This is a genomic window from Dokdonia genika (genome assembly GCF_042652845.1).
Taxonomy (GTDB): domain Bacteria; phylum Bacteroidota; class Bacteroidia; order Flavobacteriales; family Flavobacteriaceae; genus Dokdonia; species Dokdonia donghaensis.
The window spans coordinates 605,458-619,778 of record NZ_JBHSHB010000007.1 but is presented as its reverse complement, the minus strand read 5'-3'; the positions used below and the strand labels follow the sequence as shown (position 1 = coordinate 619,778).

Sequence of the window (14,321 nt, the reverse complement as noted above, 5' to 3'; positions counted from 1 at the left end):
CGTGTAAATATACCAACTTTATGCCGATCCCTTTAGTGCATTCTATTGCTTCTTGGTTCTTAAAAAAGCGCATTCACCAGATGGAGCTTTTTATGAAATACCCAGCCGAAGTGCAGGAAGAATTGCGCGCAAAACTTATCGATAAAGCAAAGGATACCGAGATAGGTAAAAAGTATGATTTTAGATCTATACGTAGTTATAATGACTTTGCCCAGACGATCCCCATCACCTCTTATGAGGAGAATCAAGCTTATATAGAAAGAAGTCGTAAAGGAGAGTCTAACATCTTATGGCCTACCCCTATAAAATGGTTTGCACAGAGTAGCGGCACTACAAATGCACGAAGTAAGTATATACCCGTAAGCCCAGAGTCGCTAGAAGATTGTCATTATGCAGCAAGTAAAGATTTACTCTGTATGTATCTCAATAATAACGAAGGTTCTCACTTATTTTCTGGCAAGGGGTTGCGCTTAGGTGGTAGTAAGCAACTATATCAAGACAATGGTACTGTATATGGTGACCTTTCTGCAATACTTATAGACAATATGCCTTTCTGGGCAGAATTTAGCAGTACTCCTAATCACGACATCTCCCTGTTAAGTGACTGGGAGGTAAAAATGCAAGCTATCGTAGATGAGACGATACAGCAAGATGTAACCAGCCTTGCAGGTGTCCCATCGTGGATGCTTGTGCTACTCAACAATGTACTAGAAACTACGGGGAAAGATAGTATACTGGACATCTGGCCTAACTTAGAAGTTTACTTTCACGGGGGTGTCAATTTTGACCCTTATCTTAATCAATACCAGAAAATCATTCCATCAGACTCTTTTAAGTATTATGAGATTTATAATGCCTCTGAAGGATTTTTTGCCATACAAGGGCAGAATGACTCAAAAGAGTTGCTTCTTATGCTAGATTACGGGATATTTTATGAGTTTATCCCTATGAACACCTACGGAACTTTAGATCAAAAAATCATACCTCTAAGTGAGGTAGAAGCTGGTGTAAACTATGCTATTGTTATTACGACAAACGCTGGTTTATGGAGATATAAAATAGGTGATACGGTGCGTTTTACTTCGACCAATCCATATAAAATTAAGGTAACTGGTAGGACAAAACATCACATTAACGTTTTTGGCGAAGAGCTTATCATCGAAAATGCAGAACAGGCACTTAAAAAAGCCACACAAGAGACTGGTTGCGAGATAAAAGACTATACTGCTGCACCCATTTTTATGGACGGAAAAGAAAAAGGTGCACACGAGTGGGTTATAGAGTTTAAAAATCCTCCAAGAGATATGAGCACTTTCAACACACTCCTTGACCTTGCACTACAAGAGGTAAATAGCGACTACCAGGCAAAACGTTTTAATAATACCACACTTAATGCTCCAAAAATACACGCAGCGCGAGAAAACCTCTTTTATGACTGGCTACGAGAAAATAACAAACTAGGGGGGCAACATAAGGTGCCGAGGCTTTCAAATAAACGAGATTTTATAGAGGCTTTACTACATATCAATTAATTACCAAAACACGTAGGGAGCTACTTGAAAAATTATGCTTTTTTAGTCGCTCATCGGCAAAAAACACCTTCTTATCTAAAAGTCAGGCTTTTACTTTATTCTTAGGGATATCACTCTTAATTTAGAGCAATGCGATTCCCCAGAATCATAATTAAGGAGATGAAAACAACGCTAACTTTTTTTACAGTTACGGCTTTATTGCTTTGCACATTTACAGCACTAGGTCAAGATCAATTAACCTATACTGCACTTGCTGATAATGTAGCAAATTATAGTGCTGAAGAAAAATCCTTCTACGGTGATAATGGTTTTAAGTTTGAAACCTTTAATACTGGTATTAACTCAAAATATTCTGACTACGGCATAGGCTTCTTTAGAGAGAAATTTATTTCATTTTCTGCTCGTAAAATAGGTGGTCTTGCAAAAAAGGATCCCATATCAAATGAACCATATACTAAGTTATATTGCTCAGACATCACCTATGATTATGACTTGAAAAGACCTTTATTATTCTCTTCTATTTTAAATCGCAATGACAATCTAGGTACCCTTGCCTTTTCTCAAGATGGCAACACCCTATATTTTACACAGAGCAAAGAAGATCATACACAAAGCTTTGAACTTTATCGCGCAGAGATGAATCCAGAGCGTGAAGGTGAGTGGATAAACATCACAGCACTATCAGTTAATGGGGATTACTCTGTTGAAAATCCTCATTTGAGCAGAAATGGCGAGTGGCTTTACTTCTCTTCAAATAAACCAGAAGCTATAGGAGGTTTTGACATTTTTAGAATTGCAGTAAAAGACAATGAACTTATAGGAAAAGCAGAAAGGATTGAGGGTAGTGTAAACACGGTTCTTGATGAGAAGTTTCCACAAACGTCTCTTGATGGCAAGTACCTTTACTTCTCTTCAAAAGGACACGATAGCCAAGGTGGTTATGACATCTTTAGGTCAAGAAAATCTAAGCTTGGTTTTGTTTCTACAAGAAACTTAGGAAGCACCATTAACTCTCCAAAGGATGAAGTTGCATTTATACAGGCAAATGAGAACATAGGTTATATGACCTCAAATAGAGATGGGGGTAATGGAGGTTATGATATTTATAAAATAGAAGAATCTATACTAGCACTTAGCGTTGCAGGAAAAGTTATAGACGCAGAGACAGAGATTGCACTGGCAAATGCTTCTGTTGCCCTACTTGATGATTATGGTGAAGAAGTAGCAAGTGTACGTTCTAATACAGATGGTAGTTATAACTTTCCTGTAGAAGGGTTTGTAAACTATACGGTTATTGCTTACAAAGATGGATTTGAAACTACTCGAGAGACATTTAATACAGCAGCTCAAGAGGATAAAATATTTGTCAAAAATCTCATACTTGGAGCCACACCAGCCCCTATTGCAAAAACAGCAGAAAAAACGATACTAAAAATAGATAATATTCTGTTTGACCTTGATAGTGATAGAATTAAAGAAGTTTCAACAATCACTCTTAATACAGTGGTGGCTACGCTTAGGGCAAATCCATCTATTAAAATTGCTATTAATGCCCATACAGACGCACAAGGTAGCGCAAGCTACAACAAGAGACTATCTATGCGAAGAGCTGCCTCAGCGATGAATTATCTACTAAGCAAAGGAATTTCAAAAGATAGGTTACAGTCTCAAGGTTTTGGAGAAGAACAACTACTTATAAACTGTACATTGTGTACTCCGCAAGAAAATGAACTTAACAGGCGTATAGAGTTTGTAGTTATTTCAAATGAGTAACTCTAGTACATAATTAAAATAGCAATCACTATGAGAAGTAATGATTGTAAAGCAGCTATCAGTTGGGGGACCGATAGCTGTTTTTTTTATGTTTATACGGTACGCTTAAAACAAAAAAAGAAGCATCCTAACAAGGACACTTCTTTTGATATAATTTATTATGCTTTTAAAGGCTATGAAGCGGCTTTAAGCTTCTTGAGCGTAGACTTATTTAGTTTACCCTCTGCGTAGGTTTTAGTCACATTAAGTGACTTCTCATCTGAGCTAGGCAAATCAAACATTGCATCTGTTAAGATAGCTTCACATAAGCTACGTAGCCCTCTAGCTCCTAGTTTATATTCTATAGCCTTATCAACAAGATAATCTAGCGCATCATCTGTAATGCTAAACTCTATATCATCCATCGCAAAAAGCTTCTTATATTGCTTTATAATCGCATTTTTAGGCTCTGTAAGGATTGCTCTAAGCGTTCCTGCATCAAGCGGGTTCATATGAGTTAATACAGGGAGTCTACCTATAATTTCTGGTATAAGACCAAAGTCCTTTAGATCTTTAGGTATAATATACTTGAGCATATTATCCTTCTCCAGAGCCTCATCGCTTTTACTTGCTACAAATCCCATAGCCTGCATATTAAGACGCTTAGAGATATGACGCTCTATACCGTCAAAAGCTCCACCAGCTATAAATAAGATATGCTCTGTATTTACTTCTATAAACTTCTGGTCTGGGTGCTTTCGTCCTCCCTTAGGCGGTACGTTTACTACCGTTCCTTCAAGTAATTTTAATAAAGCTTGCTGTACACCTTCACCACTTACATCACGAGTAATAGATGGGTTATCACTCTTACGAGCAATTTTATCTATCTCATCTATAAAGACAATACCGCGTTGAGCTTTCTCTAGGTTATAGTCTGCTGCTTGTAACAAGCGAGTTAAAATACTCTCTACATCTTCACCTACATAACCAGCCTCCGTAAGAACCGTTGCATCTACAATAGCAAGTGGTACGTTAAGCATACGCGCAACTGTTTTTGCTATTAGCGTTTTACCAGTACCCGTTTGTCCCACCATCACGATGTTACTTTTTTGGATCTCGATATCATCATCTGTATCTGGTTGTAATAATCTCTTATAGTGATTATAAACCGCTACAGACATTACTCTCTTTGTAAATTCTTGACCTATCACATACTCATCTAGAAACGACTTTATCTCTTGTGGTTTCTTTAACTTGAGTTCTCCTTCAAGATCATTTGTAGCTACATCCTTAGACTCTTCTATAACAATACCGTGAGCCTGCTCGATACATCTATCACATATGTGTGCATCTAGCCCCGCAATAAGTAGGTTAGTCTCTGGTTTTTTTCTGCCACAAAATGAACATTCTAAATCTTCCTTTGCCATTCTATTTACTATTTTGACTTGAATTACGCTTTCGCGAAAGCGTACCACTCATTAGTCTCTCTTCAAAATTTCGTCTATCATACCGTATTCAAGTGCTTTATCTGCCTTCATCCAGTAATCACGATCACTATCGTTATATACTTTATCATAATCTTGCCCTGAGTGCTTTGCAATGATATCGTACAACTCTTTCTTGAGTGTAAGGATTTCCTTTGCGGTAATCTCTATATCACTTGCTTGACCTTGTGCTCCACCCATAGGCTGGTGTATCATCACACGGCTATGTGGTAAACCGCTACGTTTTCCTTTTTCTCCAGCACATAACAACACGGCTCCCATAGAAGCTGCCATACCTGTACAAATGGTAGCAACATCTGGTTTTATAAACTGCATTGTATCATAAATACCTAAGCCAGCATACACGCTTCCTCCTGGTGAGTTTATGTAAATCTGGATGTCTTTATTTGCATCTGTACTTTCTAAAAATAGTAACTGTGCCTGTACAATGTTTGCTACCTGGTCATTTATTCCAGTACCCAAGAAAATGATGCGATCCATCATTAAACGTGAGAACACGTCAAAGATCGCGATATTCATCTGGCGCTCTTCTATAATGTTAGGAGTAAGTCCCTGAGGAAGCATACTCGTTATGATTTTATCGTAATAGTTAGAGCTTACACCCTGATCTTTAATTGCAAATTTTTTAAATTCTTTTCCGTAATCCATATCTATTCTAGCAATATTTTCTTTAATAAAAAAGCGTTTTACCTAGTCTAGTAAAACGCTTTAAAGATACTTATTATCTAGGAGGTATTCTAATTGTATACTTCCTTAACAAATTCGTCAAAGGTTACTTCCTTTTCCTTAAGTTTTACATTTTCTTTAAAGAATGTAAGCATTTTTACATTCATAAGCTGCTCAGAAAGACGCTTTACTTCTTCTTGATTACCAAGTATACGTGCTGCGATATCATCAAGCTCTTTTTCTTCTGGGTTCATTTGCCCGTACTGCATCATTTGTGCTTTAATCATATCTTTAGAATAATCTTTAAGCTCGTCAAATGTTACTTGAAGTTCGTTTTCTGTAACGACTTTACCCTCTATAAGCTGCCATCTTAAACCTTTTTCAGAGCGTGCAAACTCTTCTTTTGCTTCTTCTTCTGTCATAGGCTTCTCACCTGTAGACTGTATCCATCTAGCTAAGAAGTCTGAAGGTAGGTCAAACTTAGTTTCATCAATAAGACGCTCTGTAACGTCATTCATAAGTTGCTGGTCGCTCTGTTGTGTAAACTGGCGCTCACCATCTTCTTTTATTTTATCTTTAAGCTCTGTCGCAGATTTTACTACGTCCTTTCCGAATAACTTATCAAAAAGCTCTTGATCAAGATCTGCTTGCTCACGCTTGTTTGTTTCTGTAAGTGTAAAAGTAACTTCTGCATTCAGGTCTTTTGCTTCGTCTTCAGAGATTTTTAATGCTGCTTGGTATGTTGCAGGCTCTGAGAAAAGACTTTTAGTCTTAACCGTAATTACATCTCCAGGTTTTGCTCCTACAAATGCATCTACATTTTTCTTCCCTTTAAGTTGCTCTATCTCAAAAGTAGCTTGGTTATCTATACCAGCTTTCTCACTTGCAAATGTTCCAGTTACTTCACTGTCTTTTGCAACCTCTGTTTGAGAGATTAACTTCCCGTATTGTTTTCTAATAGTAGTTACTTGACTATCTACCATTTTATCATCTACCTTAATCTTATAGCTAGTGATTGCTTTTTTAGGCTTAAGATTTACATCAAACTTAGGCGCCATTCCTAGCTCAAACTCAAAGTTATAATCTTCTGCATCCCAGTTAAAATCTTCTTGATTTTTTGGAAGCGGATTACCTAACACGTCAAGCTTCTCCTCTTGTAAGAACTTACCTAGAGCTTCTTGAAGTATTTTATTTACCTCATCTACACGCACAGCCATCCCGTATTGCTTCTTCACCATTCCCATAGGCACGTGACCTTTTCTAAAACCAGGAATATTTGCTGTTTTACGATAGTTCTTAAGTATAGACTCTACCTTCTCGTTATAGTCATCCTTAACGATTTCTACCTTCACTACTGCGTTAAGGTCGTCTATTTGCTCTTTTGTAATATTCATTATAATGTAATTTTGAGGGCGCAAAAATACGATATTTTTACAACTCCAACAATCTTTTAATAAGTGCTTAACGTCCTCTTACTTATCATCTTTAAGTAGCGAGAATAATATGCTCTGAAAAATACTGAGTAAAATACTAAAGAGGAGTGCTATCCAAACGCCACTTACAGAAAAACCTCCCACAAAATAATCTGCTATTAATATGATAATGGCATTTATGACAAATAAAAACAGTCCGAATGTCACGATTGTAACTGGCAGAGTAAGTATCACAAGTATAGGCCTTACTATAAATTTAAGTAACGCGAGCACTACTGCAACAATGATAGCAGTCACAAAACCATCTACCGTTACACCTGGCAAAAACTTTGAAAGCACGACCACAGCAACCGCCGTAAGCAATATTTTAATAATTGTATTCATAATAGGTTGTTTTATAGGTTAAACACGCTTTCGCGAAAGCATAAATTTACACATAAAAAAAACGCCTTTTATAAAAAGGCGCTTTTACTATATAGTATGTAGGTTGTAAAACTTAGTTTACATCGTTGCTTATAGCTACTGTTGCATAAGAACCGATATCTACTCCTGGTATTGTAGAACCATACTGATCATTTATTGCATCTATAATAGCGTTTGCAGTAAATGCATAACCTCTAGGTGTAGGGTGTACACCATCTAGAGAGAAAGCCCCTCCAGTTACAAAGTCTGAGGTAAGCACTCCACCGTTAAAAGAAACACCACCATTTGCAACCACTTGTAATGCAGAACGTGCATCTACAAAAGCAAGATCATTTGCCTGCGCAAGTGCTTGTATAGTGGCATTGTACTGTGTTTGTGCTGCCGTGATAAGCTCTTGCTCTTGTGAGGTAAGTACAAACTGGTCTTGTAAAGGACGTGACACTCCATTTATAGCCTGTAGTGCAGCCTGCTCTGCAGGGATTCCTAAAGAAACTAATAGATTTAAGAAATCTTGATCTGTAGTTCCAAGCACTCCCGCTGTAGTAAGTGGCACTAGATCATCATTTGTAGTCTGGCGTAATTGAGATAATAATCCCGCAGTAATAGGATCTAAGTTAAAAGGAGGTCCTTGTACTATTGCAGAAATATCTGTAAGGTCTTCATCTTGTATCGTGATAAAGTTTGCTCCTTCGGCAAATGTGATTTGACGAGCAGCAGCCTCTTCTGCAGTGATGATTCCAAAAGATGCTAGACCTGGTAACACTTGAGTGTTATATGCTGCAAATGCTGCATTAAGAGTAGCCGCAGTACCTGCGTCTAAAGGAATAGACTGAGATGGTACCGTAGTAAAGAAAGGAATAGATGTTACATCTGGAATATTTACAAGTGCTCCTTGTGCTCCAGAACCTACTAGAAGTCCAACTTCTTGAGAATACACACTAGCAAAAACGTTAGGGTCTGTAATGTCATTAGGACCGTATGTAGTAGGATCAAAGTTTCCTGTCTGATCTACACCAGCACCACCTGATGTTGCAAAACCTAAAATATCATTGTTACCTATCCATAAAGAGAAAAATGATGGGTTTGCCGCAAGTGCATCTCCCATAACTGTAGCATTAGCCTCTGATGCAAATCTTGCAAAATATGGGTTTGCCTGTCCTGTAGGTACTCCAGCTACATTACCATAACCTGGCGCCACAAGGTGAAAACTCTTTGCACCTGGTACACCCACATTGTTAAAAGGTCCCGTTACAACATTTGTAATTTCTGTAGTAGGAGTTCCAGATAATACTGCTGGTCCTGGATTACCATTTGCATCTGTCGCAAGTACAAAGCGGTTATTTGCAATTTGAGTACCTCCTAGTGTTAACCCTCCTAGGTTATCACTTACTAATGGCTGTGTAAACTCACCTCCACCTGCAAGCGCAAACTGCTGCGCCATAATGTTAGGGTATGAGTTTTCTTGACCAGTTATATAAAGTGCTCCATCTGCAAAACCTGCAGTAAGCGAGTTACCTACAGCCACATATGAAGAAAAGTTTGCTTCTCCATTTGTGTATACTGTTCCATCCTCAATTTCATTTTCAAATTCTGGCTCACAAGCAACAAGGCCAAGTGCAAGCGCAGGAAGTGCGATATAATTAAAATATTTTTTCATTGCTGTAATTTTATAATTTGTAGCTTAATCCTAAACCTGGTGCAAATGCACTTGATCTATACGTTCCCGCAAATGGGGCTTCAACACCACTTTCTGTATATGCATCATAAGAAGCATCTACCTCTCTAAAGGCTAAGTATAAGAAAGAAGCATCTATAGCGAGCTTCTGTGTTACGTTATAAGAGAATCCTCCTGTAAAACCAAAAGAATCATTACGTGGAGTTTCTGGAGAGAAGAATCCTTCTTGTACTGGAGACTCGTCAAAATAAGCACCACCTCTTAAAGCAAGCTTATCGCTTACGGCATACTCTGCTCCTAGGCGTAATGTCCAAGCGTTTTGGTAGTTTCTTGGGTTAATAGACTCTAGTGCTACAGATCCATCAGGATTTAAGAAATTAAGATCAAGAGAGTTGTATATATCCCACTCTGCATAATTTACATCTGCGTTAAGAACCCACTTATCTGTAGGCTTGTAAGTGACACCCACTGTCCACTCTGCTGGTAATGGCAATGTTGCTGTAAAGTCAAAATCTCCGTTTACAGTAGGTGCAAGTGGTGAGTTAGGCACATTTGAGAATGTAGCTGTACCCTCTCCTTGCTCTACCTCGATATCAATTCTAGATCTATAGTTTACACCAAAAGACCACTTATCGCTAAACTTAGCATAACCACCTACAGAAAAACCATATCCTTTTACTCCAGAAGCATCAACCTCTACATTTGATCTATTTCCGTTTTCGTCTGTTAAAGTTCTTGTAAGATTTCGATTAAAGTTTACACCTCCTATAGCCAGAATCGGTCCTCCTCCAAAACTTACATTTTCAGTTAATTTTGTAGAGAATATAGGCTGTATAAAAATAGCAGATAGTTCTATACTATTTACTAAGTGCGATCCAGACCAATCTGTTGGATACTCTACTGTACTACCATACGGAGTATAAACTGCTAGCGCTACAGAAGACTTCTCGCTAAGCTTGTAAGCTGCATATAAATATAGAGGCGTTCCCGTAGGGCTGTCTGTTTGTGAAGATGTTCCAAACTCTGTGTTCTGGTACTTTACATCAGAAAATACTCCAAAGCCTCCTACAGATATACTTAGTTTACTTTCTAGGTGCACAAGGCCTCCTGGGTTAAAGAATGCTATCTCAGCACTGTTTACATAAGCCACACCTGTGTGACCCATTGCTAGACCTCGTTGTCCCTGTAGACTCACTCGGTAACCTCCGGCGTACGTCACTGCACAAACAAGTAGCAGAACAATGACACTTAATACTTTTTTCATAATTTAATTTAGGTTATGGGAATTGTGTTATTCGTAAAAATGTACCTTCAAAAATAAGCTATTTATAAAGGAAACTTTGATTTTTTACACATTTACTATGCATACATAGCTTTTTGTGATTGACAATACTATAAAAAATTTATCACTTCTTTATAAAAATCTTTAGGATTTTCTGCGTGAAGCCAGTGACCCGCATTAGAAATTGTCTTGATTTGCGCTTTCGCGAAAGCGTTATAAATCCCATTTTTATCTTCCTCGAGGATGTAATTAGATTTATCTCCTCTAAGGAATAAAGTAGCATCGTTATAAGTTGCGCCCAGTGGTAAGGGCTTTCCTATTTCTTCAATATTTTGAATAAGAGCCGCTAGGTTCATACGTAAACCTAAAACTCCTTTTTCTACCCAATAAAGATTTTTAAGTAAAAACATTCTCGTCCCTAAGTCTGATATATAATTTGCTAGAAATTGATCTGCTCCAGACCTACTAGACATCGCTTCGCTATTATTTGAAAGCGCTGTGAGCCCCTCTAAAATAGTTTGGTGATGCTGTGGATATTCTTTAACTCCTATATCTGCAATGATAAGTTTATCTACCATAGCTGGATACGTAACCGCAAAGAGCATTGCTGTTTTTCCTCCCATAGAGTGACCTAATAAGTGTATCTTATCAAGTCCATTTTCTTCACAATATAGTTTTAGATCTTCTACCAACACCTCGTAGCTAAATGTGTCACTATGAAAACTTCGACCGTGATTGCGCTGGTCTATAAGATGCACTTGGTAACCATCTGCAGCAAATTGTTTTGCCAGCGTTTTCCAGTTGTCACCCATACCTAAAAAGCCGTGTAAAATCACAAATGGCTCACCCTCTCCTATAATATTTGAGTGTACTATCATTTATTGTAATTTTTCTAAATAAGAGGCTACTACGGTCTCAAAACCAAGATATAATGACTCTGCCATAAGAGCGTGGCCTATAGAAACCTCTAGCAAATCTGGGATGCTGTTATGAAAATATGCCACATTATCTAGAGAAAGATCGTGTCCTGCATTAATGCCTATACCTAGATCACTAGCTAGAAAAGCTGCTGCGATATATGGTTTTATAGCCTCCTCCTTATTTATGGTATAACCATCTGCATAAGCTTCTGTATACAATTCTATTCTATCTGCACCTGTTTCTTTTGCCCCTTCTATAATTTCTAATACAGGGTCAACAAAGATTGAGGTGCGTATACCTGCATTTTGAAATTCGGCTATAACCTCCTTTAAAAAGTCCTTATGTTTTATTGTATCCCATCCCGCATTACTTGTAATTGCATCTACTGTATCTGGCACTAGTGTAACTTGTGTAGGTTTAGTCTCTAGTACGAGATCTATAAATTTTTGAATAGGATTACCTTCTATATTAAACTCTGTAGTCACCACATCTACTAGATCGCGAGCATCTTGATATCGTATATGGCGCTCATCAGGTCTAGGGTGTATGGTTATTCCTTGCGCGCCCATTTTCTCAAGGTCGCTTGCCACCTTTAATAGATCTGGCACATTCCCTCCTCTAGCATTACGCAATGTGGCTACTTTGTTAATATTTACGCTTAATTTTGTCATAGCTATCATATATTATTTGATGTCACAAAAATACAAAGAGACCAGTGCTAGGCGGGTATTTTTTCATTATTTTGCATTATGACATTAACAGATTTTATAATAAATGACATAAAGCCTGTCTCAGAAAAAGAGAATATAGGCGAGGTACAATCTATTTTTACACAAACTACGTACTCTCACGTGCCTATTGAGCGAGATGGGATTTATGTAGGGTCGCTCCCTGAGAATGATACACATTGCCTAGATGCAACTACCCCTATAAGTGATTATAACCACGGGTATGAGCAATTTTTTGTAAGATTTGATACTAACTGGCTAGACGTACTAGAAGCCTTTGCTCAAAATGGCTGCAACCTTATGCCAGTACTTGGAGAAAACAACACCTATCTTGGTTATTATGAACTTGAAGATGTGATGAATTTCTTTAATAACACACCATTTATAAGTGAGCCTGGAAGCGTAGTTGTAATTGAAAAAGGAGTGCAGGACTATTCTTTTAGCGAAATAAGCCAGATTGTGGAGTCTAACGATGGTAAACTGTGGGGGATGTTTATCTCAAAAATAGAAAATGATGTAGCAGAGATTTCTCTTAAAATAGGAAGGTCAAACTTTAACGATATACTAGCAGCTTTTAGAAGATACAGCTACATAATAGTCTCAAGTCATCAAGAAGATACATTTCTTACAGACCTACGTGAGCGATCACAATACCTTGAGAAATACTTAAACATATAACTAACTATGAAAATTGGTATATACGGTCAGTTCTACCACGAGGCCGCAGGACAATACATCCAGCAGCTCCTAGATATTTTAGACAAAAAGCAAATAGAAGTTATTATAGAGAAAAACTTTCTCAAACTTATACACGAGAATGACACTATAGAGAAGGACTACAATCACTTTTCTACCTTTAGAGAACTAGATAACACTTACGACCTTTTTGTGAGCATAGGTGGAGACGGTACAATTCTAAAAACTGTTACATATGTACGAGATCTTAACATACCTATAATAGGGATAAACACAGGTCGACTAGGTTTTCTTGCCACTATCAAGAAAAATGACATCGCCGCTTCTATAGAAAAAATACTTACCGGCAAGTACAGCATCTCAAAAAGGAGCCTACTACAAGTCACTACCAATAGCAAAAAAGACCCCATAGGAGAACTCAACTTTGCACTTAACGAGATTACTGTAAGTAGAAAAAACACCACCTCTATGATTTCTGTAACTACAAAATTAGACGGTGAGAATCTTACAAACTACTGGGCAGATGGTCTTATAGTTGCCACACCTACAGGCTCTACAGGCTACTCACTAAGCTGTGGAGGACCAGTAATCACGCCACAAACATCAAGCATTATACTCACCCCCATAGCGCCTCACAATCTTAACGCAAGACCACTAGTTATACCAGATGACACCACAATCGAACTGAGCGTCTCTGGAAGAGCAGATCAACATCTTATCTCTCTTGACTCAAGAATAGCTACGGTAGATAATGAAACAATCATAACGCTACAAAAAGCCCCATTTAAGATAAGCCTCATTCGTTTAGAAGGAGATAGCTTTCTAAAAACACTTAGACACAAGCTACTCTGGGGAGAAGATAAAAGGAACTAGACAATAATTATGCACAAAGGCTGTTTTCTTTTAGGACTGACTATATAGGGTTTAAAGACGCTTTCGCGAAAGCGAACACACACATAATCATCTTAATAACCTCTTATTGCCAGTACCATCACAGAATTGTTATATTTGCAAACTTTTACGGCTATATGAAGTACCTGACGATTGTTTTAATCGCCATTTTTTGGAATTTTGAAGTGCAAGGGCAAACCTATGAGATAGGGGCCTTTATTGGTGGGTCAAATGTTGTAAGTGACATTGGATCAACTAATTATATTGCGCCAAACAAACCAGCTTTTGGAGCGATTTTAAAATGGAACCGAAGTTCAAGACACTCCTTCAGGTTTACAGCCCTGTTTACAGAGCTGGAAGGAAATGATGTAGATAGCCACGAAGCTAGAAGACAAAGTAGAGGATTATCATTTACAAACAGTTTACAAGAAGTCTCACTGGGACTGGAGTATACCTTTTGGGAATTTGATATGTTTAAAGATCGTAATGCAAATGCACCATACTTATACTCAGGTATAACCGCATTTAATCACGAAAACATTTCTAGAGTAAGTGGCGTTACTCAAGATGGGAATGCTCTGGACTTTGCAATACCAATCGTGTTAGGCTACAAAGTAGCTTTTAACTCTATGGTTATTGCATTAGAAGGTGGTGCTCGTTATACATTTACAGATAATCTGGATGGAAGCGCACCCGTAGGAGATGACAATACGATAAGTATTGGAAATAGAAATAATAATGACTGGTATGTGTTTACAGGTGTAACTGTAAGCTTTACCTTTGGCCGCAGACCTTGTTTCTGCGCATTTTAAATATA

General features: G+C 37.9%; 13 protein-coding genes. 5 read left to right on the top strand and 8 right to left on the bottom strand.

Going from position 1 to position 14,321, the window contains the following annotated elements; all coding sequences use genetic code 11:
* The first annotated feature begins 20 nt into the window (after window positions 1-20).
* Together ACFO5T_RS03735 and ACFO5T_RS03730 are read left to right on the top strand one after the other, a co-directional pair.
* Window positions 21-1,532 carry a GH3 auxin-responsive promoter family protein gene (locus ACFO5T_RS03735; protein WP_380032155.1) on the top strand — a complete coding sequence of 504 codons (1,512 nt, stop codon included), beginning with the start codon at window positions 21-23 and terminating at the stop codon, window positions 1,530-1,532.
* Window positions 1,533-1,691: 159 nt separating this feature from the next.
* On the top strand, window positions 1,692-3,305 hold the full coding sequence (locus ACFO5T_RS03730) for an OmpA family protein (protein ID WP_380032153.1): 1,614 nt from the start codon (window positions 1,692-1,694) through the stop codon (window positions 3,303-3,305).
* Window positions 3,306-3,478: 173 nt separating this feature from the next.
* Here ACFO5T_RS03730 and clpX read toward each other — a convergent pair whose 3' ends face one another.
* The 8 genes from clpX to ACFO5T_RS03690 all read right to left on the bottom strand — a co-directional run bounded on the left by clpX (window position 3,479) and on the right by ACFO5T_RS03690 (window position 11,860).
* Window positions 3,479-4,711 carry an ATP-dependent Clp protease ATP-binding subunit ClpX gene (clpX, locus tag ACFO5T_RS03725; protein ID WP_375252397.1) on the bottom strand — a complete coding sequence of 411 codons (1,233 nt, stop codon included), beginning with the start codon at window positions 4,709-4,711 and terminating at the stop codon, window positions 3,479-3,481.
* Between the two features lie 51 nt (window positions 4,712-4,762).
* Window positions 4,763-5,437: an ATP-dependent Clp endopeptidase proteolytic subunit ClpP gene (clpP, locus tag ACFO5T_RS03720; protein ID WP_035325770.1), complete on the bottom strand. Its 675-nt coding sequence runs from the start codon at window positions 5,435-5,437 to the stop codon at window positions 4,763-4,765.
* 89 nt (window positions 5,438-5,526) lie between these two features.
* Complete coding sequence (tig, locus tag ACFO5T_RS03715; protein WP_380032150.1) at window positions 5,527-6,849, bottom strand: trigger factor; 1,323 nt, start codon at window positions 6,847-6,849, stop codon at window positions 5,527-5,529.
* A gap of 78 nt (window positions 6,850-6,927) precedes the next feature.
* Window positions 6,928-7,272, bottom strand: a complete 345-nt coding sequence (locus ACFO5T_RS03710; RefSeq protein WP_380032148.1) for a phage holin family protein — start codon at window positions 7,270-7,272, stop codon at window positions 6,928-6,930.
* Window positions 7,273-7,384: 112 nt separating this feature from the next.
* Window positions 7,385-8,968 carry an SGNH/GDSL hydrolase family protein gene (locus tag ACFO5T_RS03705; RefSeq protein WP_038597505.1) on the bottom strand — a complete coding sequence of 528 codons (1,584 nt, stop codon included), beginning with the start codon at window positions 8,966-8,968 and terminating at the stop codon, window positions 7,385-7,387.
* A gap of 10 nt (window positions 8,969-8,978) precedes the next feature.
* Window positions 8,979-10,250 carry an OmpP1/FadL family transporter gene (locus tag ACFO5T_RS03700; RefSeq protein ID WP_380032146.1) on the bottom strand — a complete coding sequence of 424 codons (1,272 nt, stop codon included), beginning with the start codon at window positions 10,248-10,250 and terminating at the stop codon, window positions 8,979-8,981.
* Window positions 10,251-10,378: 128 nt separating this feature from the next.
* On the bottom strand, window positions 10,379-11,146 hold the full coding sequence (locus tag ACFO5T_RS03695) for an alpha/beta fold hydrolase (RefSeq protein ID WP_380032144.1): 768 nt from the start codon (window positions 11,144-11,146) through the stop codon (window positions 10,379-10,381).
* Complete coding sequence (locus ACFO5T_RS03690; protein ID WP_380032142.1) at window positions 11,147-11,860, bottom strand: pyridoxine 5'-phosphate synthase; 714 nt, start codon at window positions 11,858-11,860, stop codon at window positions 11,147-11,149.
* 78 nt (window positions 11,861-11,938) lie between these two features.
* On the opposite strand from ACFO5T_RS03690, the gene ACFO5T_RS03685 reads away from it, so the two are divergent.
* From ACFO5T_RS03685 to porG, 3 genes are all read left to right on the top strand, one after another.
* A complete protein-coding gene (locus tag ACFO5T_RS03685; protein ID WP_035325779.1) occupies window positions 11,939-12,595 on the top strand; it encodes a CBS domain-containing protein in 657 nt (218 codons plus the stop codon).
* A gap of 6 nt (window positions 12,596-12,601) precedes the next feature.
* Window positions 12,602-13,486 (top strand): NAD kinase, encoded by an 885-nt coding sequence (locus ACFO5T_RS03680; RefSeq protein ID WP_375252388.1) that lies wholly within the window; start codon window positions 12,602-12,604, stop codon window positions 13,484-13,486.
* Between the two features lie 155 nt (window positions 13,487-13,641).
* A complete protein-coding gene (gene porG, locus ACFO5T_RS03675; RefSeq protein ID WP_035325782.1) occupies window positions 13,642-14,316 on the top strand; it encodes a type IX secretion system protein PorG in 675 nt (224 codons plus the stop codon).
* The last annotated feature ends 5 nt before the right edge of the window (window positions 14,317-14,321 follow it).

Excerpts from the sequence above, each read along its gene's own strand:
- ACFO5T_RS03680 (WP_375252388.1), top strand. The coding sequence starts at position 12,602 with ATGAAAATTGGTATATACGGTCAGTTCTACCACGAGGCCGCAGGACAA.
- ACFO5T_RS03690 (WP_380032142.1), bottom strand. The coding sequence starts at position 11,860 with ATGACAAAATTAAGCGTAAATATTAACAAAGTAGCCACATTGCGTAAT.
- tig (WP_380032150.1), bottom strand. The coding sequence starts at position 6,849 with ATGAATATTACAAAAGAGCAAATAGACGACCTTAACGCAGTAGTGAAG.
- clpX (WP_375252397.1), bottom strand. The coding sequence starts at position 4,711 with ATGGCAAAGGAAGATTTAGAATGTTCATTTTGTGGCAGAAAAAAACCA.
- ACFO5T_RS03695 (WP_380032144.1), bottom strand. The coding sequence starts at position 11,146 with ATGATAGTACACTCAAATATTATAGGAGAGGGTGAGCCATTTGTGATT.
- ACFO5T_RS03700 (WP_380032146.1), bottom strand. The coding sequence starts at position 10,250 with ATGAAAAAAGTATTAAGTGTCATTGTTCTGCTACTTGTTTGTGCAGTG.
- ACFO5T_RS03735 (WP_380032155.1), top strand. The coding sequence starts at position 21 with ATGCCGATCCCTTTAGTGCATTCTATTGCTTCTTGGTTCTTAAAAAAG.
- ACFO5T_RS03685 (WP_035325779.1), top strand. The coding sequence starts at position 11,939 with ATGACATTAACAGATTTTATAATAAATGACATAAAGCCTGTCTCAGAA.
- porG (WP_035325782.1), top strand. The coding sequence starts at position 13,642 with ATGAAGTACCTGACGATTGTTTTAATCGCCATTTTTTGGAATTTTGAA.
- ACFO5T_RS03730 (WP_380032153.1), top strand. The coding sequence starts at position 1,692 with ATGAAAACAACGCTAACTTTTTTTACAGTTACGGCTTTATTGCTTTGC.
- ACFO5T_RS03705 (WP_038597505.1), bottom strand. The coding sequence starts at position 8,968 with ATGAAAAAATATTTTAATTATATCGCACTTCCTGCGCTTGCACTTGGC.
- clpP (WP_035325770.1), bottom strand. The coding sequence starts at position 5,437 with ATGGATTACGGAAAAGAATTTAAAAAATTTGCAATTAAAGATCAGGGT.
- ACFO5T_RS03710 (WP_380032148.1), bottom strand. The coding sequence starts at position 7,272 with ATGAATACAATTATTAAAATATTGCTTACGGCGGTTGCTGTGGTCGTG.